The 20,660-nt window shown below is 71.6% G+C and carries 23 protein-coding genes; 12 read left to right on the top strand and 11 right to left on the bottom strand.

The window, feature by feature from the left end; genetic code table 11:
- Window positions 1-27 precede the first annotated feature (27 nt).
- The 6 genes from ACIG0D_RS19900 (at window position 28) to ACIG0D_RS19875 (ending at window position 5,765) form a co-directional block, all read left to right on the top strand.
- The gene (locus tag ACIG0D_RS19900; RefSeq protein ID WP_399802398.1) at window positions 28-1,401 is read left to right on the top strand and encodes an ABC transporter substrate-binding protein; all 1,374 of its coding nucleotides are present in this window, start codon (window positions 28-30) and stop codon (window positions 1,399-1,401) included.
- Window positions 1,398-2,336, top strand: a complete 939-nt coding sequence (locus ACIG0D_RS19895) for a carbohydrate ABC transporter permease (RefSeq protein WP_399802396.1) — start codon at window positions 1,398-1,400, stop codon at window positions 2,334-2,336. Before ACIG0D_RS19900 ends, ACIG0D_RS19895 begins: the two co-directional genes overlap by 4 nt.
- A complete protein-coding gene (locus ACIG0D_RS19890; protein ID WP_399802394.1) occupies window positions 2,333-3,172 on the top strand; it encodes a carbohydrate ABC transporter permease in 840 nt (279 codons plus the stop codon). The genes ACIG0D_RS19895 and ACIG0D_RS19890 overlap by 4 nt, the downstream gene beginning before the upstream one ends.
- Complete coding sequence (locus ACIG0D_RS19885) at window positions 3,169-4,158, top strand: zinc-dependent alcohol dehydrogenase family protein (protein WP_399802391.1); 990 nt, start codon at window positions 3,169-3,171, stop codon at window positions 4,156-4,158. The genes ACIG0D_RS19890 and ACIG0D_RS19885 overlap by 4 nt, the downstream gene beginning before the upstream one ends.
- A gap of 90 nt (window positions 4,159-4,248) precedes the next feature.
- On the top strand, window positions 4,249-4,470 hold the full coding sequence (locus ACIG0D_RS19880; protein WP_399802388.1) for a hypothetical protein: 222 nt from the start codon (window positions 4,249-4,251) through the stop codon (window positions 4,468-4,470).
- Between the two features lie 65 nt (window positions 4,471-4,535).
- Window positions 4,536-5,765, top strand: coding sequence for a TerD family protein (locus tag ACIG0D_RS19875; protein WP_399802385.1), 1,230 nt, complete (start codon window positions 4,536-4,538; stop codon window positions 5,763-5,765).
- Between the two features lie 49 nt (window positions 5,766-5,814).
- On the opposite strand, the gene ACIG0D_RS19870 is transcribed toward ACIG0D_RS19875, so the two are convergent.
- Both ACIG0D_RS19870 and ACIG0D_RS19865 read right to left on the bottom strand, forming a co-directional pair.
- Window positions 5,815-7,395, bottom strand: a complete 1,581-nt coding sequence (locus tag ACIG0D_RS19870) for a TROVE domain-containing protein (RefSeq protein ID WP_399802382.1) — start codon at window positions 7,393-7,395, stop codon at window positions 5,815-5,817.
- Between the two features lie 431 nt (window positions 7,396-7,826).
- Entirely contained in the window at window positions 7,827-9,341 is a 1,515-nt protein-coding gene (locus ACIG0D_RS19865) for a hypothetical protein (RefSeq protein WP_399802379.1), read from the bottom strand.
- A gap of 340 nt (window positions 9,342-9,681) precedes the next feature.
- Here ACIG0D_RS19865 and ACIG0D_RS19860 point away from each other — a divergent pair, with 340 nt between their 5' ends.
- Entirely contained in the window at window positions 9,682-11,511 is a 1,830-nt protein-coding gene (locus ACIG0D_RS19860; RefSeq protein ID WP_399802377.1) for an endonuclease/exonuclease/phosphatase family protein, read from the top strand.
- An 18-nt stretch (window positions 11,512-11,529) separates the two neighbouring features.
- Here ACIG0D_RS19860 and ACIG0D_RS19855 read toward each other — a convergent pair whose 3' ends face one another.
- From ACIG0D_RS19855 to ACIG0D_RS19840, 4 genes are all read right to left on the bottom strand, one after another.
- The gene (locus ACIG0D_RS19855; protein WP_399802375.1) at window positions 11,530-12,270 is read right to left on the bottom strand and encodes an antibiotic biosynthesis monooxygenase; all 741 of its coding nucleotides are present in this window, start codon (window positions 12,268-12,270) and stop codon (window positions 11,530-11,532) included.
- A 90-nt stretch (window positions 12,271-12,360) separates the two neighbouring features.
- Window positions 12,361-12,696, bottom strand: a complete 336-nt coding sequence (locus ACIG0D_RS19850; RefSeq protein WP_365762150.1) for a DUF3618 domain-containing protein — start codon at window positions 12,694-12,696, stop codon at window positions 12,361-12,363.
- Between the two features lie 175 nt (window positions 12,697-12,871).
- Complete coding sequence (locus ACIG0D_RS19845) at window positions 12,872-13,585, bottom strand: hypothetical protein (protein WP_399802371.1); 714 nt, start codon at window positions 13,583-13,585, stop codon at window positions 12,872-12,874.
- Complete coding sequence (locus tag ACIG0D_RS19840) at window positions 13,582-13,731, bottom strand: hypothetical protein (RefSeq protein ID WP_399802369.1); 150 nt, start codon at window positions 13,729-13,731, stop codon at window positions 13,582-13,584. Before ACIG0D_RS19840 ends, ACIG0D_RS19845 begins: the two co-directional genes overlap by 4 nt.
- Window positions 13,732-13,887: 156 nt before the next feature.
- Here ACIG0D_RS19840 and dapA point away from each other — a divergent pair, with 156 nt between their 5' ends.
- Window positions 13,888-14,796: a 4-hydroxy-tetrahydrodipicolinate synthase gene (gene dapA, locus ACIG0D_RS19835; RefSeq protein ID WP_399802366.1), complete on the top strand. Its 909-nt coding sequence runs from the start codon at window positions 13,888-13,890 to the stop codon at window positions 14,794-14,796.
- Window positions 14,797-14,891: 95 nt separating this feature from the next.
- Here dapA and ACIG0D_RS19830 read toward each other — a convergent pair whose 3' ends face one another.
- The 3 genes from ACIG0D_RS19830 to ACIG0D_RS19820 all read right to left on the bottom strand — a co-directional run bounded on the left by ACIG0D_RS19830 (window position 14,892) and on the right by ACIG0D_RS19820 (window position 17,102).
- On the bottom strand, window positions 14,892-16,109 hold the full coding sequence (locus ACIG0D_RS19830) for a WD40 repeat domain-containing protein (protein ID WP_399802363.1): 1,218 nt from the start codon (window positions 16,107-16,109) through the stop codon (window positions 14,892-14,894).
- Complete coding sequence (locus tag ACIG0D_RS19825) at window positions 16,106-16,672, bottom strand: SigE family RNA polymerase sigma factor (RefSeq protein ID WP_399802741.1); 567 nt, start codon at window positions 16,670-16,672, stop codon at window positions 16,106-16,108. The genes ACIG0D_RS19830 and ACIG0D_RS19825 overlap by 4 nt, the downstream gene beginning before the upstream one ends.
- Window positions 16,673-16,862: 190 nt before the next feature.
- Window positions 16,863-17,102, bottom strand: coding sequence for a hypothetical protein (locus ACIG0D_RS19820; RefSeq protein ID WP_399802361.1), 240 nt, complete (start codon window positions 17,100-17,102; stop codon window positions 16,863-16,865).
- A 221-nt stretch (window positions 17,103-17,323) separates the two neighbouring features.
- On the opposite strand from ACIG0D_RS19820, the gene ACIG0D_RS19815 reads away from it, so the two are divergent.
- From ACIG0D_RS19815 to ACIG0D_RS19805, 3 genes are read left to right on the top strand one after another with little or no spacing between them, the layout of a single operon-like run.
- The gene (locus ACIG0D_RS19815) at window positions 17,324-17,725 is read left to right on the top strand and encodes a hypothetical protein (RefSeq protein ID WP_399802359.1); all 402 of its coding nucleotides are present in this window, start codon (window positions 17,324-17,326) and stop codon (window positions 17,723-17,725) included.
- Window positions 17,710-17,994, top strand: coding sequence for a hypothetical protein (locus ACIG0D_RS19810; RefSeq protein ID WP_399802357.1), 285 nt, complete (start codon window positions 17,710-17,712; stop codon window positions 17,992-17,994). Before ACIG0D_RS19815 ends, ACIG0D_RS19810 begins: the two co-directional genes overlap by 16 nt.
- 10 nt (window positions 17,995-18,004) lie before the next feature.
- A complete protein-coding gene (locus tag ACIG0D_RS19805) occupies window positions 18,005-18,229 on the top strand; it encodes a cold-shock protein (RefSeq protein WP_399802355.1) in 225 nt (74 codons plus the stop codon).
- A 157-nt stretch (window positions 18,230-18,386) separates the two neighbouring features.
- Here ACIG0D_RS19805 and ACIG0D_RS19800 read toward each other — a convergent pair whose 3' ends face one another.
- Window positions 18,387-19,277, bottom strand: a complete 891-nt coding sequence (locus ACIG0D_RS19800) for an NAD(P)-dependent oxidoreductase (RefSeq protein WP_399802352.1) — start codon at window positions 19,275-19,277, stop codon at window positions 18,387-18,389.
- Between the two features lie 183 nt (window positions 19,278-19,460).
- On the opposite strand from ACIG0D_RS19800, the gene ACIG0D_RS19795 reads away from it, so the two are divergent.
- A complete protein-coding gene (locus ACIG0D_RS19795) occupies window positions 19,461-19,790 on the top strand; it encodes a winged helix-turn-helix transcriptional regulator (RefSeq protein ID WP_399802350.1) in 330 nt (109 codons plus the stop codon).
- A 236-nt stretch (window positions 19,791-20,026) separates the two neighbouring features.
- Here the strand turns inward: ACIG0D_RS19795 and ACIG0D_RS19790 are convergent, their stop codons facing one another.
- On the bottom strand, window positions 20,027-20,629 hold the full coding sequence (locus ACIG0D_RS19790) for a hypothetical protein (protein WP_399802348.1): 603 nt from the start codon (window positions 20,627-20,629) through the stop codon (window positions 20,027-20,029).
- Between the last annotated feature and the right edge of the window lie 31 nt (window positions 20,630-20,660).

The raw sequence follows: 20,660 nt of genomic DNA, 5'->3' as shown, positions 1-20,660 counted from the left end.
CCCATACGTCCACTCCAGGAGCGATCCATGCGAACCCCGAGCCGACGACGGCCCCCGCGAGCCCTGCTCGCCACGGCCGCCGCAGGGACGCTGCTCGCCCCGCTGCTCTCCGGCTGCTGGGTCGGAGCGGGCGGGGCCGGGTCAGGCGGCGACGCCATCAGCGTCCTCATGGTCAACAACCCGCAGATGGTGGAGTTGCAGAAGCTCACCGCCGCCCACTTCACCGAGGAGACGGGCATCGAGGTCAACTTCACCGTCCTCCCCGAGAACGACGTCCGCGACAAGATCAGCCAGGACTTCGCCAACCAGGCCGGCCAGTACGACGTCGCCACCCTCTCCAACTACGAGATACCGATCTACGCCCGCAACGGCTGGCTCAAGGAGCTGGACCCATACGTCGCGAAGGATCCTTCGTACGACGAACAGGACATCCTGAAGCCGATGCGCCAGTCCCTGACCGGCGACGACGGCAAGCTCTACGGCCAGCCCTTCTACGGCGAGTCGTCCTTCCTGATGTACCGCAAGGACGTGTTCGCCCGCGCGGGCCTCACCATGCCCGAGCGCCCCACCTGGCGGCAGGTCGCCGAGCTGGCCGCGAAGGCGGACGGCGCCGAGCCCGGCATGAAGGGCATCTGCCTGCGCGGACTGCCCGGCTGGGGCGAGGTCATGGCCCCGCTGACGACCGTGGTGAACACCTTCGGCGGCACCTGGTTCGACCGGGACTGGAAGGCCCGCCTCGACAGCCCCGAGTGGGAGAAGGCGACGAAGTTCTACGTCGGCCTGGTCCGCGAACACGGCCAGTCCGGCGCCGCCCAGTCCGGCTTCGCCGAGTGCCTGAACAACATGACCCAGGGCAAGGTCGCCATGTGGTACGACGCCACCTCCGCGGCCGGCGCCCTGGAGGCGGCGGGCTCCCCGGTCAAGGGCAAGGTCGGCTACGCCCCCGCGCCCGTGGAGAGGACCGACTCCTCCGGTTGGCTCTACACCTGGGCCTGGGGCATCCAGGACGCCTCCCGCAACCCCGACAAGGCGTGGAAGTTCGTCTCCTGGGCCTCCGGCAAGGAGTACGAACGGCTGGTCGGCGAGGAGATCGGCTGGTCCAACGTCCCGGCGGGCAAGCGTGCGTCGACGTACGCGAACCCCGCCTACCGCGCGGAGGCCGCCGCCTTCCAGGAGATGACCCGCGCGGCCATCGAGAACGCCCGCCCCGACGACCCCGGCGTCCAGCCGCGCCCCGCGCCCGGCATCCAGTTCGTCGGCATCCCCGAGTTCACCGACCTCGGCACCCAGGTCTCCCAGGAGATCAGCGCGGCCATCGCCGGACGCCAGTCCGTCGAGACGGCCCTGAGGAAGTCCCAGCAGCTCGCCGAGCGCGTCTCCGAGGAGTACGAGGGCCGATGACCGCGACGACGACGGCCCCCGTGGCCACGACCCCCGTACGCGCCCCGGGCGCACCGCACGCCCGGCTGCGCGCCTGGGCCACCCGGGCGCCCCTGCTGCCCGCCCTGGTCTTCATGATCGTGGTGACCCAGCTGCCCTTCGTGGCCACGCTGGTGATCTCCTTCTTCGACTGGAACGCGCTCTACCCCGACGCCCGCCGCTTCACGGGCCTCGACAACTACCGCCAGGTGCTCACCGACGCCGACCTGCGCCACTCGGTCGGCACGACGATCCTGCTGACGGCGACCGTCGTGCTGGTCAGCCTGGTGCTGGGCCTGGTCCTGGCCCTCCTCCTCGACCGCCGCTTCCCGGGCCGGGGCGTGGTCCGCACCCTGCTGATCGCCCCGTTCCTGGTGGTCCCGGTCGCGGCGGCGCTGCTGTGGAAGCACGTCCTCTACAACCCCGAGTACGGCCTGCTGAACGGCCTGCTGAGCTACGTCGGCGGCCCCCAGCCGGACTGGATCTCGAGCACCCCGCTGCTCGCCGTGGAGGCCGCGCTGATCTGGCAGTGGACGCCGTTCATGATGCTGATCGTGCTGGCCGGGCTGCAGAGCCGCGACCCGCAGCAGCTGGAGGCCGCGCGGGTGGACGGCGCGAGCGGCCGGCAGATCTTCGTCCACCTGACGCTCCCCCACCTGCGCCGCTACCTGGAGCTGGGCGCCCTGCTCGGCTCGATCTACATCGTCCAGAACTTCGACGCGGTCTTCACGATCACGTCCGGCGGCCTGGGCACGGCCAACCTCCCGTACACCGTCTACCAGAGCTTCTACCAGGCCCACGAGAACGGCCTCGCCTCGGCCGCGGGCGTCCTGGTGGTGCTCGGATCGATCGTCATCGCGACCTTCGCGCTGCGGGTCGTGTCGTCCCTCTTCCGCGAGGAGGTGTCCCGCGCATGAGCACCCCGCGCGTGAACGCCCTGCGCCGCACCGGACCGGGCCTGCTGGCCTGGCTCGCCGGGATCGCGTTCTTCCTGCCCATCGCCTGGATGGCGCTGACGTCCCTGCACTCGGAGGCCGACGCCGCGACCAACCCGCCGTCCTTCACCGCGCCGCTCACGCTCGACGGCTACCGCGAGTTCTTCGGCCTGACGGGCGGCGCGAGCCCCTGGCCCGCGCTGATCAACTCGACGGTGGCGTCGCTGACGTCGACGCTCCTGGTCCTGGCGCTGGCCCTGCCCGCCGCCTACGCCCTGTCGATCAACCGTGTCCGCAAGTGGACGGACGTCCTGTTCTTCTTCCTGTCGACGAAGATGCTTCCGGTCGTCGCGGGCCTGCTGCCGATCTACCTGTTCGCGAAGAACACGGACCTGCTGGACAACATCTGGCTGCTGGTCGTCCTGCACACCTCCATGAACCTGCCGATCGCGGTGTGGATGATGCAGTCGTTCCTCGCCGAGATCCCGGTCGCGGTCATCGAGGCGGCCCGCGTGGACGGCGCCCGCCTGCCCACGATCCTCACGCGGGTGATCGCCCCCATCGCCCTGCCCGGCATGGCGGCGACGGCCCTGATCTGCTTCATCTTCAGCTGGAACGAGCTGCTGTTCGCCCGCGTGCTGACCGGCGTGGTGGCCGAGACGGCCCCCGTCTTCCTGACCGGCTTCATCACCAGCCAGGGCCTGTTCCTGGCGAAGGTGTGCGCCGCGTCGCTCGTCATCTCCCTGCCGGTGCTCGCCGCGGGGTTCGCCGCCCAGGACAAACTCGTCCAGGGCCTGTCGTTGGGAGCCGTGAAATGAAGGCCGCCGTCATCGAGTCCGTGGGCAAGGCAGTGGTGTCCGAGGTCCCGGACCCGACGCCCGGCCCCCGCGAGGTCGTCGTGGAGGTCGCCGCGTGCGGCCTGTGCGGCACCGACCTCCACATCCTCCAGGGCGAGTTCGCCCCGAAACTGCCGATCGTGCCCGGACACGAGTTCGCGGGCACGGTGGTCGCCGTCGGCACCCAGGTCACGGAACTGTCGACGGGCGACAGGGTCGCGGTCGACCCCTCCCTCTACTGCCACGAGTGCCGCTACTGCCGCAGCGGCCACAACAACCTCTGCGAACGCTGGGCGGCCATCGGCGTGACCACGGCCGGCGGCGCGGCACGCTACGCGGTGGCCCCGGTGGCGAACTGCGTACGGCTCCCCGAGCACATCCGCACCGAGGACGCCGCCCTGATCGAGCCCCTGTCCTGCGCGGTCCGCGGCTACGACGTCCTGCGCTCGCGCCTCGGCGCCCACGTCCTGATCTACGGCTCCGGAACCATGGGCCTGATGATGCTCGAACTCGCCAAGCGCACCGGCGCGGCGAGCGTCGACGTCGTCGACCTCAACCCCTCCCGCCTGGAAACGGCCCGCCACCTGGGCGTCTCCGCCTCCGCGGCGACCCCCGACGAACTGGACCGCCCCCAGGGCTGGGACGTGGTCATCGACGCCACGGGCAACGCGGCGGCGATCCAGGACGGCCTCGACCGCGTCGCCAAGGCGGGCACCTTCCTCCAGTTCGGCGTGGCCGACTACGCGACCCGCGTCACCATCGACCCGTACCGCATCTACAACCAGGAGATCACCATCACCGGCTCGATGGCCGTCCTCCACAGCTTCGAACGAGCAGCCGAACTCTTCGCGAACGGCGTCCTCGACCCCGACATCTTCATCAGCGACCGCCTCCCCCTGGACCGCTACCCCGAGGCCCTAGCCCAGTTCGCGGCGGGGGTGGGCCGCAAGATCGTGGTGGTGCCGTAGGGAGGTTCGTCCGCGGGACAAAGGGACGGGTAGGGGCGGCGGGGGCGAAAACCCCTGGGCCCCCGCCCCCACCGCCCCTAGCATCCCCGCATGCCCGGACCTCAAGGCTTCACCTACGACACACACCACGACGGCACAGTCCGCATCACCCACCACGGCCGCCCCGCCACCACCCTCCGCGGCCCCCGCGCCGAAGCCTTCCTCACCGAGGTGACGACCGGCGACCCCCAGCTCGTGATGGCCCGCTGGACCGGAAACTACCGCCGGGGCAACGAGCGCCAGGCCCGCGACCACCCCCGCAACCGCCGCTGACCCGATCGGCGGGTCGGTAAGGGAACGGCAAAACGACCTCGCTCGTTCAACGTGGCATGACAGCTATGACCCCCGGCTCGAACATCCCGCTCCCCGCCCCGCGCGTGACGGTGGACGTCACCGCCCCCGTGCGGCTGGACGTTTCGGGCCTGCTGCTCACCGCCGACGGCAAGGTGCGCTCCGACGACGACTTCATCTTCTACAACCAGCCCACGGGCCCGGGCGTGACGTACCGCTCCGGCGGCGGCACCACCCCCGACGCGATCACGGTCGACACCACCGCCGTCCCGCCCGGCATCGAGAAGATCGTCGTCACCGCGAGCCCCGACGCGGCCGGCCAGACCTTCCAGGGCATCGAACCGACGGCGACCATCCGCAACGCGGACGACAACACCGTCCTGGCCACCTTCACACCCCCGCAGCTCGGCACCGAGACCGCCCTGGTGATCGTGGAGATCTACCTCCGCAACGGCCAGTGGAAGGCCCGCGCCGTCGGCCAGGGCTACGCCAACGGCCTGGCCGGCATCGCCACCGACTTCGGCGTCACGGTCGAGGAGCCCGCCCCGGCCGCCGCCCCCGCCCAGCCGGTCACCCCGCCGCCCGCCCCCGCGCAGCCCCCTGCGGCCCCGCCCGCCCCGGCCGCCCCCGCGGCGGACCCGCGCCTGGCCACTCCCCCGGCCCCGGCCGCCCCTCCGGCACCGCCCGCCCCGGGCACCGGGAAGATCAACCTGGACAAGGGCCGCGTCAGCCTCCAGAAGAACCAGACCGTCTCCCTGGTGAAGGGCGGCCGTCCGCTGCTGTCCCAGGTCAAGATGGGCCTCGGCTGGGAGCCGGCGTACCGCGGGAGGGACATCGACCTGGACGCCTCGGTCATCGCCTACGGCCCCCAGCGCAACCACATCGACAGCTGCTACTTCGGCAAGCTGACCATCGTCGGCGGCGCCATCCGCCACTCCGGCGACAACCTCACCGGGGAGGGCGGCGGCGACGACGAGGTCATCACCGTCGACCTGGGCCGCCTCCCGCAGGAGGTCACGGGCCTGGTCTTCACCGTGAACTCCTTCTCCGGCCAGAAGTTCACCGAGGTCGCCAAGGCCTACTGCCGTCTGATCGACGCCGCCACCAACGAGGAACTCGTCCGCTTCGACCTCACCAACGCCGAGCCGCAGACCGGCGTGATGATGGCCAAGCTGATCCGCCAGTTCTCCGGCGAGTGGGAGATGACCGCCATGGGCGACTTCGTGAAGGCCCGCACGGTCCGCCACATGGTCAAGCCGGCGGCGCAGGCGCTGTAGCGACGCACCCGAGCCGGGGGCGCCCCCGCGGAAGGGGCGCCCGGCCGGCTCACGCCGCCCAGGGCCAGTGGGCGTCGCGCCCGGCCTCCAGCAGCGGCACCATCCGGAACGCCGCGTCCGACAGCCCCCCGAAGGTGTGCCGGTTGCCGTTCCCGGACGGGCCGTGGCCCGCGCGGTAACCGGCGAGGTTCCAGGTGTAGACCGGGACGTCCGCCGGGATCTGCTCGGTGGGACCGCCGTGCCGGCTGTGGGTGTACTGCTCGTCGGTGACGATCAGCACCCGGTCGTGCCCGCGGTAGTGGCGCCGTACCGCCTCGGTGGTGTCCGTGCCTCCCAGGCTGCCGAAGCGCTCCAGGATCCGCAGCACCGACTCGCCCTGCCGGAACGGCACCTCGCGGCTGCCGGTGCCGAACTCGACGAGGTCCGCGTTCGCCGCCCGCAGCGCGAGCGCCGTACCGAAGATCGCCGCCGCGTCGGCGCGGTTCAGCTCCGAGCGGTTGGACAGGGGCGCCCACATGGAGCCGGAGCGGTCGACGAGCACCAGGGTGCGCCCGGGCAGCGCGGGCACGTTGGCCAGCGAGTGGCCGAGCGCCTGCTCCAGCGGGTAGGCCCAGCGCAGCGACGGCGCGTGCTGGTAGGCGGCCAGGTAGCGGAAGGGGAACTGCCGCGAGCGGCGCACCTCCTCCGGGTCGCTGATCCGCGCGGCGACCCGCGCCGCGACCTCGTCGGAGACGCCCGCCTCGTCGAAGTTCCGCAGGTTGCGCACCAGTGCCATGGTGCCCATGGACGGGATGACGGCCTCCCAGGCCGCCTTGTCCATCGGCCCCTGGAGCCAGCCGGCCAGCGCCTCCCAGGTCATCCCGGCCGCCGCCAGCCGTTCGGCGCCGCCGGGCGCCGTCACGACGGCCCGCCGCTCCTCGACCGGCACCGCCATCAGCTCGCGGTGCGCGGTCAGCGTCCGGTTCGACGCGGGCGGCACCGCCGTCTCCGGGCGGTGCCGGCGGTCGAGGGCGTACCGGAACAGCTCGCCCTGCCACGGCTTGTCCGGGTCGGGCGCCGCGTGCACCAGGTTGAGGACGTCGCCGAAGCGGTAGCCCTTGGACGCGGTGTCGTACTTCAGCAGCGCCTTGCCGGTGTAGAGGCGGCGTACGGCGTCGGCGACGCCCCGCTTGACCGGCTTGGGGAGGGCGCGGCCGTACGTCGCCGTCCAGTACGCGAGCAGTTCGCCGGGCTCGTCGGGCCGCCGCAGCACGGAGTCGACCACCTGGCGGTTGGAGGGTCCGTCGGTCGCGCCCGCGTCGAGCCGTGCCTTCACGTACTCGGCGGCGCCGACCAGGGAGGCCGTCCGCAGGTTGCCCTCGCCGCGCAGCCAGCCGAGCAGACCGGCCGTCCAGCCGGAGTCGGTGACGGCCAGCTCGCGCACGAGGGTCGCGAACCGGTCGTCGCGGGCGGCGCCGGACTCGTAGAAGGTCTCCTGCGTCACGAAGTTGGCGACGGCGAGCAGGAACAGCTCGGAGCGGGCGTCCCGCTCGTGGCCCTGGCCGCCCTGGTGGGTGCGCAGGGTCCGCCCGGTCGTGGTGACCGGCGAGACGGGCTGCGCCTTCGCGCGCCGTACGTTGAATCGCGCCATGGTGAATTCCCCCGAATTCGCTGCTGTTTCGGAGGGAGGCGCGGCAAGAGGAGGGTGTCCGAGGTCAGGGTCGGCGGCGGGCGCTGTTCACCTGACGCGTCTTCCGCTTCCGCCACATCGGCCGGAGCCGACGACGGGATTCGAACCCGTACGGTGCCTCGGCACCATCAGACCCCGAAGTATCCGCTGCCTGCGCACCGGACACCCACCAGGAGCCGCGCCTCCCGAGATCAGGTTCGGCCGGCGGCATCGGATTCTCTTGCAAAGAAGTAGCCGCACTGCCCGCGCACCGGGAGGTGCGTGAGGATCACTCTAGAAGGGCGCCTTCGACCAGGCGAACGAATAAACGGCGTGCGGCAAAACCGCCTTCGAGGGGCGCGGGGAGCTGCGCGACAAGCCCCCGCGGCCCCGCACCCGCCGTCGGCCGAAGCTCAACCCCCGTGCTGCGACCGCGCCTTGAACGCCGCCTTCCGCGCCTCCTTGGCGACCTTCTTGTCGGGGTGGATCCGCCCCATCGCCTCCAGCACGTCCGCGGTGGCCGGGTGGTCCACCCGCCAGACCGCGGAGAAGAAGCCGCTGTGCTGCTCGGCCAGGCCCTCGACCAGGGCGCGCAGCTCCGCCGAGTTCCCCTCGGCGGCGAGCTGCGCTGCGACCGTGTCGATGGTCAGCCAGAAGACCATCGCCTCGGACGGCGGCGGCACGTCCGCGGCGCCGCGCTCGCTGAGCCACACCCGGGCGAGCCCGCCCAGTTCGGCGTCGTCGAGCACCTCCCGCAGCGCGGGTTCCGCCTCGGCGCCGACCAGGGACAGCGCCTGCTGGCAGCGCAGCCGGCGCAGCGGCGCCCCGGCGTCGGCGCCGCGCGCGGCGGCCAGCAGCTCCCGGGCCGCGGCGAGCGGTTCGCGCCGGGCGAGCCACTGCTCGGTCTCGGCCTGCGCGGCGCGCGGCCCGAAGCCGGAGGTGCCGTCGAGGAGGGCGTCGGCGCCCTTGTCGGCGAGGTCGCCGACGGCGGGCGCGTCGAACCCGGCCTCCAGCAGCCGGGCCCGCAGCCCGTACCGGCCGAGCGGGGTGAGCCGGACCAGGCCGTAGCGCGCGACATCGGCGTCATCGACGGGCACCCCGGACGCCCCGCCGGCAGACTCCCCCTCGCCGGACGCACCCGGCTCCCCGCCGCCGGGCACCTCCGACCGCCCGTCGCCGGACGCCCCCGCCCCGTCCTCCCCGTCGGCCATCAGGGCCTCGTCCACCGGCCGGTACTCGACGAGCCCGATCGGCTCCAGCAGCCGGAACTGGTCGTCGAGCCGCATCATCGCGTCGGAGACCTGCTCCAGGACGTCGTTGGTGGGCTCCCCCATGTCGTCGGGGACGATGACGGACGCGGCGAGCGCGGGCAGCGGCACCGGGCCGTCGCCGGGGCCGTCCTCGCTGACGCTGAGCACATAGAGGTTGGCGAGCACGCCGTCGAGGAACTCCGCCTCGGCCTCGGGGTCCCAGTCGAGCGCGGAGAAGTCGACCTGGCCGCCCTCGTCCAGGGCGTCGACGAGATCGTCGAGGTCGGGCACGCTCGCGTCGGCGAGCACGGTCTCCAGGGCGCCCAGCCAGACGCCGAGGACGTCCTGTGGGGAGCCGCCGGTGAGCAGCGCCAGGTCCTCGCCGGCCGCGACGGTGCCCTCCTCCTCGTCGACGATCTCGACGAGCCCGGTGTCCACGGCCACCCGCCAGGCCTCGCTCGCGTAGGCGGCGGCGTCGTCCCCGGTGAGACCCAGCGCCTCGGCCGCGGCGGGCAGCTGCTCCTCGACCAGTCCGCCCCCGGCGTCGACCCGGGTCGCGGGTCCGGCCCAGCGGGCGAGCCGGGCGGCACGGGACAGCAGCGGCGTGGAGAGCGCGTCACGCGCCAGTTCCGCGTCGGAGGTCAGCCGTACCGGCGGCAAGGGGGGGCTGTCTGACATCGGCTGATTCTCCTAGGGGCGCCTGGGCGGCGTACGGCCAGGCGTACGACGGGTGGTTCAACCGCTCAGCCTAGACGGATTTCCACCCATGCCGCCCGGTTCATCTCCTCGTCGCCCGCCGTACATGGCCGAAACCTTGACAACTGGCCGGACCAGGCAGGAGATTGACGCGCGTAGAAGTCGGCGGACACCTGTTCACCGATCGGGGGGCGACACAACTCCCTTTCCGGACATACCGCTCCCCGTTCTCTACGCGCGTCGCACCGCCCCACCGGTCGCGGCTCCGACCTTCCGTTCCACCCTCGTCCCGGCGCTCATGTACGTCCCCGGAGGGATCCCGTTGCCGAGCAAGAATTCCGCGCGTCTCGCCGCGCTCACCGTCGCCGCCGCGTGCTCCGCGGCGTCCACCGTCGTCCTCACCTCCCCGGCCCACGCGGACAGCGTGCGCATCTCGGACATCCAGGGCACGACCCGGATGTCGCCGTACGCCGGCAAGCAGGTCACGGACGTGGCCGGAATCGTCACCGGCATCCGGACCTACGGCTCGTCGCGCGGCTTCTGGATCCAGGACCCGCAGGCGGACGCCGACCCGGCCACCAGCGAGGGCGTCTTCGTCTTCACCAGCTCCACGCCCAAGGGCGTGGCCGTCGGTGACGCGGTGACGGTGTCCGGCACGGTCTCCGAGTACGTCCCCGGCGGCACCTCCTCCGGCAACCAGGCCATCACCGAGATCACCCGGCCGACCGTGAAGGTCGTCTCCAGCGGCAACCCGGTGCCCGCCCCGGTGGTCATCGACGCCGACTCGGTGCCGGACGCGTACACCCCCGAGGGCGACCCCGCCGCGAACGGCTCGGTCAACGGCCTGCCGCTCCAGCCCGCGCGCTACGCCCTGGACCTGTACGAGTCCCTGGAGGGCATGAACGTCCGGGTCGCCGACGCCCGCGTGGTCGGCGCCACCGACCCGTACACCGAGCTGTGGGTGACGGTGAAGCCGGACGAGAACGCCAACCGCCGCGGCGGCACGGTCTACGGCTCCTACACCGCCCAGAACACCGGCCGCCTCATGATCCAGTCCCTCGGCAAGGCGGCCGACTTCCCGGACGCGAACGTCGGCGACACCCTCACCGGCACCACCACCGGCCCGCTCGACTACAACCAGTACGGCGGCTACACGCTCGTCGCGAACGAGCTGGGCGCCCTGGAGAGCGCCGGTCTGGAGCGGGAGACCACCCGCAAGCAGAAGAACGGCGAGCTGGCGGTCGCGACGTACAACGTCGAGAACCTGGACCCGTCCGACGACACCTTCGCCGCGCACGCCGCCGCGATCGTGAACAACCTGCGCTCCCCCGACATCGTGTCCCTGGAGGAGATCCAGGACAACAACGGCGCGACGAACGACGGCACGGTCGCCGCCGACCGGACGGTGACCAAGCTGATCGACGCGATCGTCGCGGCGGGCGGCCCGCGCTACGACTGGCGCGCGATCGACCCGGTGAACGGCGCGGACGGCGGCGAGCCCGGCGGCAACATCCGCCAGGTGTTCCTGTTCAACCCCGAGCGGGTCTCCTTCACCGACCGCGCGGGCGGCGACGCCACCACCGCCACCGCAGTGGTCCGGGAACGCGGCAAGGCGGCGCTGACCGTGTCCCCCGGCCGCGTCGACCCGGCGAACGAGGCCTGGAAGAACAGCCGCAAGCCGCTGGTCGGCGAGTTCGTCTTCCGCGGTCGCACGGTCTTCGTCATCGCCAACCACTTCAACTCCAAGGGCGGCGACCAGGGCCTGACCTCGCAGTACCAGCCGCCGGCGCGCAGCTCCGAGACCCAGCGCCACCTCCAGGCGACGGCGGTGAACACCTTCGTCAAGGAGATCCTGGCCGTGCAGAAGAACGCGGACGTGGTCGCCCTCGGCGACATCAACGACTTCGAGTTCTCCGGCACGACCAAGGCGCTGGAGGGCGACGGAGAGCTGTGGTCGGCGGTCAAGTCGCTGCCCCGCGGCGAGCGTTACTCGTACGTCTACCAGGGCAACAGCCAGGTCCTGGACCAGATCCTGATCAGCCCGTCGATCCGGCGCGGCTGCGACTTCGAGTACGACAGCGTGCACGTCAACGCCGAGTTCCACGACCAGATCAGCGACCACGACCCGCAGGTGCTGCGGTTCCGCCCGTAATCGCGGGCCGGTTCCGGCTCAAGCAGGCACCAGGCCCACGGCGTGCCGGTAGCGGGTGCCGGTGAACCCCTTCACTCCGGGGTACGTCCGCACCCGCTCCCACTGCTCGCCGCCGTCGCCGATGCCCTCGCCGGGCGCGGCGAGGACGGCGTCGTAGGCCTGCTCGCTCTCCCACTCGGCGTAGTTGAGGACGTGGGTGCCGTCCGTGCTGAGGTGGAAGTGGGCGGAGATCAGGCCGCGGTGGTCGTCCGGGGTGCCGGCCAGGGCCCGCAGCACCTCGTCGATCCAGTCGGTGCGCCGTTCGGTGGCGTCCGGTTCGAAGTCGATCCGCACGATCACGACGAGACCGGGCACCCGGGTGTCGTCGGCGGCGCGCTCGCGGCTGCGGTACCGCCGATAGCGGTCGAGCCCGAGCCGCTCGATACCGGGCACGAAGGTGTCGATCTCGTCGACGCGCTCCTGCCGCTGCGTCTTGAAGAACGCCTCGTAGGCCGCCTCGCTCACCCACTGCGAGTGGTGCATCAGGGTGGAGCCGTCGAGGCCGGTGTAGACGTGGTAGGCGAGCAGCCCGTCGGCCGGCCACGGGCGGCGCTCCCAGGTCCCCGCGATCGCCTCGACGGTCGCCTCCTGCCGCTCGGGGGTGCCGACGCGCCAGGTGCTGAAGAAGGGTGCTCCGGCGTCCGGGCGGGTGAGGTCGGGGTGGGCGTCGGTACGGCGGGTCGTGCGGTGAGTCGTCGGGCGAGCCGTGTGGCGCGTCATGTCGGCCTCCGGAAAAGGCTGGTCGGTGCGTACGCCGACCAGCCTCCGACCTCAACCGGACTTCAGGTCAAGCCCGTTCCGGAACCGGGATCACCGGCCGCCGCGCCTGCGCATCATCCCGGCCGCGACCACCGCCGCGCCCGCCGCCCCGGCGACCAGCACCGGCCGCGGGTTGCGCAGCGCGGCCTCGGCGACCCGGCGCACCGGCTGCGGCGCCCGGTGCTCCACGGCGTGGCCCGCGCGGGCGGCGCCACCCTGGACGGCCTGCCCGGCCTGGGCCGCGCTGCTGCGCAGCTGGACGGTCATCGCACCGGCCTTGTCCCTCAGGTCCGCGGCGCGGGCGCGGGCGCGTCCGCTCACGTCCGCCCGGGCCGCCGCCTCCCCGACGGTGGCGCCGATTCCCTTGCGTGTGCCCTTTCCGGTCACGGTGTTCCGCCTCCTCATACGTTCGGAGGCACCCGGGTACCCGGCCCCGCGACCGCTATCCCCGCGCCGCGACCGCTGTCCCCGCGCCGCGACCGCTGTCCCCGCCCCGTGACCGCTGTCCCCGCCCCGTGACCGCTATCCCCGCCCCGCGACCGCTATCCCCGCCCCGCGACCGCTATCCCCGCCCCGCGCCGCCTCCGCCGCTCCCGCGCTCGCCCAGCTCGGCCAGCCGGGTCTGGAACCAGTCGAGGCGGGCCTGCAACAGGGCGGCCTCGGCAAGGAGTTCGGGCAGCCCCGGCTCCCCCGGGACCCCAGTCACCGGACCGCCGTCCGGACCGCCGTCCGGCGCTCCGCCACCCCCGGCGATCACCCGCAGCCCGCCCCCGGCCAGCCGGGCGAAGGAGGCGAGCGAGACGGACGTACGGCCGCGCAGACAGCCCGCGCAAGCGGGGGCGAGCGCCCGCCACCCCGGCCGCCCCCAGCCGGCGTCGGCGAGGGCGACGGCGGACGCACCGCACCCGCAGGCCCCGGCGGTCGCGGTACGCACCCGCTGACGCGCGGAGCGGAAGCCGTGCTCGAAGCGGATGTACCGCCCGAGGACCAGGACCTCCAGGAGCAGCGCGCCCCGGTGTTCGGCGGTGCACAGCAGCGCCTCGGCCGTGGAGCGGTCGTGCACGCAGTGGAAGCCGCAGTCGCAGCGGCGGTGCGGTGGGGCGTGCCGTAGCCCGTAGACGCAGGACGCGTCGGCCAGGACGCCGTACGGCAGCGCGCCGCCCAGCGACACACCGGTGAACCCGGCCCGGGTGCCGTCCTGGGACAGCACCGCGTGCGCGATCTTGTATCCGGTCGGCGGCTCCGTCGGGCGTTCCTCCGGAAGCCGCAGCCTCATCGGACGGCGGGCACCTCTTCGGCGGCGGACGCTTCGGACGGGAGTGGAGACAAGTCCGCGGCCTCCACGGGCACTTCCGTGATGTCGTCCTGGATCCGCGGCTGTTCCTCGGCGACTCCGGTGGCCAGTGCCTTGCCGAGCTTCATGACGCCTCCCTGAGGTGAGGGTGCAGGACGTTCTCCGCCATGGTGACCCATGAAGGGCCGAGTTGGACATAGGGCCCGCATCTCACAGCACCGCTTAGGGGTACCTGGTAGCAGATTTAAGTGGAGCTTCACAGTCCGGCGGCCGAGACTACTGGCATGACGTACGCAGCTCCCACGCCCCCGCCCTTCGGCCGCGCCCTGTGCGCGATGGTCACCCCCTTCACCGCCTCCGGCACCCTCGACCTCGACGGCGCCCAGCGGCTGGCGGACCGTCTGGTGGCGGAGGGCTGCGACGGTCTGGTGCTGAACGGCACGACGGGCGAGTCGCCGACCACGACCGACGAGGAGAAGGCGTCCCTGATCCGGGCCGTCCGTGAGGCGGTGGACGGCCGGGCCTCGATCGTCGCGGGCGTCGGCACCGCCGACACCCTGCACACCACCGAACTCGCCCGGCAGGCCGAGAAGGCGGGCGCGGACGGCGTCCTGGTGGTCACGCCGTACTACAGCAAGCCCCCGCAGGACGCCCTGGAGGCCCACTTCCGCGAGGTCGCGGACGCCTCCGGCCTGCCGGTAGCGCTCTACGACATCCCCGCCCGCACCGGCACCCGCATCGAGCCGGAGACGGTGCTCCGTCTCGCCGACCACCCGAGGATCGTGGCCGTCAAGGACTGCTCCTACGACTTCCTCGCCGCCCAGAAGATCCTCGCCCGCACCGGTCTCGCGTACTACGCGGGCTGCGACGAGCACAACCTCGCCCTGTACGCGGTGGGCGGCGCGGGCTACGTCAGCACGGTCGCGAACGTGATCCCCCGTCATCTGCGGGCCGTACTGGACGCCTTCGACGCGGGCGACACGGCCGGCGCGGCCCGCCTCCAGCAGCGGGCGACTCCCCTCATCGAGGCGGTGATGTCGGCGGGCCTGCCCGGCGCGGTCACCGTGAAGGCCCTGCTGTCCGCACTGGACCTGCCCGGCGGCGGCCCGCTCCGCCCACCGCTGCGGCCCGCCGGCCGGGAGGCGGTCGACGGGCTGCTGGCGGCATACGCGGAGGCCGTGACGGAGACCTGACCGACGGACGCGGCGGTCGCGGGCATCAGCGCTCGGCGACGGACGCGGCGGGCGCGGGCGTCAGCGCTTGGCGACGGACGCGGCGGGCGCGGGCGTCAGCGCTCGGCGAAGACCGGCTCCCACTCCGTACGGGCGAGGGTCTGGTTGGGCTCGCGTACACCGGTGAGCGGAACGACCTTCTCGCTGCCGACCGTGACCAGGACCATCCGGGGCCGGTAGGTGTCCGTGCCCGAGCCCGGCAGGCGCTCCCAGGTGATCAGCCGCCGCTCGTCGGCCCAGGCCATCGCTCCGCTGCCGCGCACCTCGGCGACCCGCTTCCCGCTCCGCGGATCGAGCAGGTCGGTGTACGCCTTCTCCCCCGCCTCGCGGCCCAGCCCGCCCGCGGCGAGCGCCCCGTCGGGCGAGAGCCCCGCGAGCGCGTCCCACACCAGATGCCGCTCCGCGGCCGGGGCGGGGATCTCCTTGCCCGTCAGATCGTGGTACTGCCGCACGGAGTCGCCCCGGACCACGCGCGACCACACGGTCGTACCGTCGGCGCCGAAGGCGAAGTCCTCCCGGAAGTTGATGTCGTCACGGGCCTCGACCGGGCTCCAGGTGCTCTTCCCGGAGGACAGCTCCACCAGGTGGAACCCGAGCCGGTTGGGCTCGCCGAAGCGACCCATCCAGTCCTTCCCCTTCTCCCCCTCGACCGGTTCCCGCAGATCGGGATTCTCGGCGTACGCCGTGGCGACCAGCCGCTTCCCGTCCGGCGAGAAGGCGAGCCCGCCGACCCCGTGCTCGACCGGGATCCAGGTCTCCACCTCGCCGGTCGCGAGGTCGAGCAGCCCGATCCGCCGCGCGGGCAGCTCCCGCTCCAGCACGGCCGCCGTCTTGAGCCCCGGCGCGACGGCGACGAACGACCACCGGTCGTCCTCCTCGTACCGCCCGCTCCGGGGGTCGAGCAGGTGATAAGTCCGCTCGGCGACCCCGACCGACTCCGACCGCTCCACGACCTCGCTCGTGTAGTAGGCGGCGAGCGCGACGTCCCCCGCGGCGACCATGTCCCGCGGCGGCGACTGATCCGGATGAGCGTGCACGTCCCGCCGCTCGACAACTCCGGCGGGCCGCACATCCCCCTCACCGGAGTCGACGATCGGCACCGCCACCGAGACACCGACGACGACGGCCGCGGTGGCCACGGCCACGGACACGACCCTGCGGGCACGGCGGCGGCGCCGCGCGGCCAGCACCCTCTCGGCGAACCCCGGCCCCGCCGGCGGCTGCCCCTCGGCCTGCTCCCGCAGCACGTCCCGCACCACTTCCTCGACGTTCACGGACGTACCTCCACGGTCTCGACGGGTGCGAAGTCACGGGACGGCGGGGGCTCGGTCTCCCGGCCGAGCGCGGCCAGCTCGGGCGCGAGCACGCGCAGCCGGGCGAGCGCACGGTGCGTGGTGGACCGTACGGTCCCCACCGAGCACCCCAGGATGCGGGCCACCTCCCCCTCGGGCAGGTCCTCGTAGTACCGCAGCACGAGCACGGTCCGCTGCCGCGCGGTCAGCCGGACCAGCGCGTCCCGCATCACCAGCCGCAGCTCGGCGGCGGCCGAGGAATCACTCACCCCGGCCCCCGGATCGGGCGGCGCGGCGACACTCACCTCCCGCCGGGGCCACTTCAGCCGCCACCGGCTGACCTGCTGCCGGTACAGCACCTGCCGGACGTACGCCTCCGGCTCCTCGATCCGCCGCCACCGCCCCGCCGCCTTGATCAGCGCGTTCTGCAGCAGATCCTCGGCCGCGTGCCGGTCACCACCGCTGAGCAGCACCGCCGTCCTCAGCAGCGCGGACGACCGGTTGGCCACGAATTCCCGGAAGTCCTCCAGCCCCTCGGCATCCATCGTCACCTTCTCTTCCCCGGGCCGGACCCGTTGTCCGCCCCCTGTGCCCTCAGTGACGCGCCCGGGACCGGCCCACTATGCCTCCTCCTCCCGAAAACTCATGCGCCGACGAAAAGCGGCCGGGGCCGCACCGCACAGACATCGCCTGCGGCACGGCCCCGGCCGGAACCCCTGGGAGCTCGCCTCCGCCCTACTCCCCAGCGGGCTCCGTGGTGTGCCCTCCCCCCAACTGCAGGAAGTGCTGGAGCACATCCTCCAGCGGATCATCGACCTGCCCGACGTTCACGAGCCCGATCCGCGGCCCGTTGTGCGAAGCGGTGTTGGTCTCATCGGCCTGAGCGACCCCACCGGCCGCCCCCCACCACACAGCCACAAGAACCCCCACCCCAACCAGCCGACGCCCCGCACCCCTGGCCCGCACATTCCTCATCACTGAGCCCTCGCCTCCCCGTCAGATCACCACGTCAGGCGGCCCATGCCGCCCGTCCGTCGGTCCACTTCACCCGCTTCATCTGCCGAAACGGCCCGGAGGACACGGCCGGTAATCCGTTTAAGTGATCGTCGCGAGGACGGGAAGGCCGTCGGTGCACTAGCTTCTGAGTGTTCCGGGGCCACGAACGGCACAGACGGGGGCTGGGGGGCTGCCTTTCCATGCGATTCGACCAAAGCCTGGCGGACAAGCTCGACGCCACGATGTCCGAACGTCCGCTGCCGGAAGACGCCGTGACGTCACGGGCAACCGTGAGCCGGGCCGACGTCGTGACCGCGGTCAGGGCCGCGAGCCGCACGGAGAGCTGGGCCGAAGCCTTCGTGGCCTCCCAGGTATGGGGCTACGGCCTGACGGGCTACGGCCCGATCCGCACCCACCGCGTCCTCGCCCGGCCACGCGCCGAAGCCGTCATCGGGGAAGCCGTGTCCCTGCTCCTGACCCACGGTGCGCTCGCGGCATACGAAAGGCTGTCCACCCTGCACGGCCTCGGTCCAGCCTTCTCCACCAAGTTCCTCCACTTCGCCGACCTGGCGCTGCCCGGAGTACCGTGCCCCGCCCGCTGATCCTCGACAGCGTCCTGGCCGGCGTTCTCCGCCGCCACGCCATCGTCACCGGGCGTGCCGCGGGCTACGAGTGGGCGGAGAGAGCCGCCCACCGAATCTGGCGCTCCGGCAACTGGACTCGTCACCGTTACGACGTCTACCTCCGCTGGATGCACGCCGCCAACACCCAACTGGCCACCGCGTCGAAGAACTGGCCCAAGGCCACACCGGACCTCTTGGAACTGGCTCTCTTCAGCCGCGCCTGGGCCCCCGCGTCACCACCCCCGTAAGGTTCATTTCATGGTGATGGCAACGGTCCGCGAATGGCACGAAGAGGAAGGCTGGGGCGTCCTCGACTCCCCCGAGACTCCCGGCGGTTGCTGGGGCCACTTCTCCAACATCCGGATGGACGGCTACCGCACGCTCTCCCCGGGCCAAGAAGTGGACCTCGAGTGGGAGGCCCCCGGCTTCAAGCAGGACGGGTATCCGTACCGAGCGGTGCACATCGTGCCGCGGTCCGCCTGACACCAGGCAGGTCAAGCGCCACACCGACGCGGCGCGCGGGTACGCCTCGCACCCACCGAAGCAAGGCGACCCGGCGGCGTACCCCTGGGAGAAGGCAATCGCCGGGGTACGACGCCAGGTCGGTGCCTGAACGAGCACGGTTGTGTGCGGTCCCAAATTACGCGGTCGGTGACGGATTCTTGAGGATTTCTGTCAGCGCGGAGATGCTCTGGTCACCGTAACCGGCGTCGACGGCCCGCTTCAGCAAGTCGTGGAAGGGCTTGTGCCATTCCATGTCGAGGTTCGCCTCCCTGGCGAGTTCCACGTCGTGGGAGACTCGGGCCAGGAACAGGTTGACCGAGGACGCGGGCTTGCTGTAGTCGCAGCGGTCGATCTCCTCCGCGAAGACCGGCAGCACCGAGTTGATCATCTCGAACCACTTGACGCTGAAGCGCACCATCGAGGCCGCCTCGAGTCCCCGTGCCTGCAGTGCTGCCGCGCCCTGGAAGAAGCCGACGAGCGCGGGCAGCAGGGTGCCGCCCACCGCCATCTCGTACAGGGCGGCGAGATCGGCATCGGCACCGAGGTAGACGGTGTCGCCGCCCAACACCCGTAACGTCGGGGCGAACTGGTCGAAGACGGTCTTGTCGCCGCCGTAGTAGAGAAGGGTGTCGTCGGCGCCGACAGCGGACGGTACGTTCTTGATCGCTCCGCCGAGGTAACGCGCGCCGTGCCCGCGCGCCCATTCGGCCATCCGACGGGCACCGGCCGGCGAACCGCTGTTCAGAGTTACCAGAGCCCGGCCCTTGAGTGTGGCGGTGGCCGGTTCCAGGGCCTCGATGGTGCTCTGGTACGTGGTCAGGCAGGCGATGATCAGCGGACTCGCCGCGGTTGCCTCGTCGATCGTCTGGGCGTGTACGGCCCCCTTGGACACGAGCGGTGCGACCTTCGCCGCCGTCCGGTTCCATACGATGGTCCGGTGCCCGGCGTCGATGAACGCCTCGGCCAATGCCCTGCCCATCGAGCCCAGCCCGACGACGCTCACGGGAGTGCGGTGGTGCCCGGTCATTTCTTTTTCTCCTGCCTGATGCCGACGCATCCCAAAGCGTGAAAACGGATCGAAACAGCGGTCACAGCACGGAGTTGTTGCCCTCTCGGTGCGACGCCTGATCCATGCTGCGGCGGCACCAACACATCCACAAGTACCTACAATTCTGTCGGGTACCAACATTTTTGTCAGGGGGAATGTCCTGTGGGGAAGCGGAGTTACACCTGCGGCCTGGACGCTGCCATCGACGTCATGGGAGGGAAATGGAAGGGATTGATCCTTTTCTGGCTCGGCGAGGGCCCGCTGCGTTTCGGCGAGTTACGCCGAACGGTGGCCGGCATCAGTGAGCGGATGCTGATCCTGCAACTGCGGGAGCTGGAAGCCGGCGGCCTGGTGCACCGCGAGGTCCATCACCAGGTGCCACCGAAGGTGGAGTACTCACTGACCGAATTCGGTCGCTCGCTCCTCAGCGCACTCACCCCGCTCGCCCAGTGGGGCGAGGACCACATGGAGCGTCTCGAAGCGATCCCGTGAACAGGGCACGCGGGAAGGCAGCCGAGAACACCGCAACGACGCCTCGATCTCGTGGCTGCGGCTTGTGCAGGCCGCTTCCCGCACGTCGGCGCTGACCTGGCGACCTGGCGACCTGGCGACCTGGCGACCTGGCGAAGGGTTGTCGCGAATCCGTGACTGGGGCTGGTCGTTGTGCCGGTCATGGTGGTGCGCACAGCTACTGACGCCGGTAAAGCACGTTAAGGGTTGTCCCGTAACTACTGACCGACGTGGCTGCCTCGGACACGTGTGATCAGGTCTGGTTCTCCGAGGCCGGCGCGATTGATCCGTCCCCGGCCTCGGACGATGCCTTCTGCGGCGAATCGCTTGCGTAGCTCACGGGGTGCGAGCGTGTCTTCGAAGCCCTCGGTGAGGCCCCGGCCTGTATCGGCGAACTCGTAGCGGACCGCGTACGTCTTTCCACCGTGCTGCCATTCGCAGCGGATCAGAGGGCGCGCAAGGATCGCCTGGAACCAAGCAGCTGTCCGTTCCGCCAGCTCTGTCGGGCTTCCGACCGCAGTGAAGGTGAGCTCAGTTGCCTCTTCGGGCAGCGAGAAGTGCTGGTTGTGGAGCCTGTCCGCGTGGATGGCGGTGCCGTTGAAGTGGGCACCCACGGTCAGGATTCCCTGGTTGTGTTGCGGATCGACGATGTCCAACCAGACGATCAGCTCTGGTCCGGAGGTGTCCGCCGGAGGTACAACGACTGTGTCGAGAGGGTCCACCAGCCAAGACCTCGCACGTTCGGCGAGAACGTCCACGAACGCCCGTTGGGCGACGTTCAGGTCGTCTTCGTCGTACTCGAACCAGGGGATCTCTTCCATGACTCAACACTATGGGCGTCCCACGACAGCC

The sequence above is a fragment of the Streptomyces sp. NPDC052773 genome, from assembly GCF_044547145.1.
Classification (GTDB): Bacteria; Actinomycetota; Actinomycetes; order Streptomycetales; family Streptomycetaceae; genus Streptomyces.
This window is presented reverse-complemented; position numbering and strand designations above follow the sequence as displayed.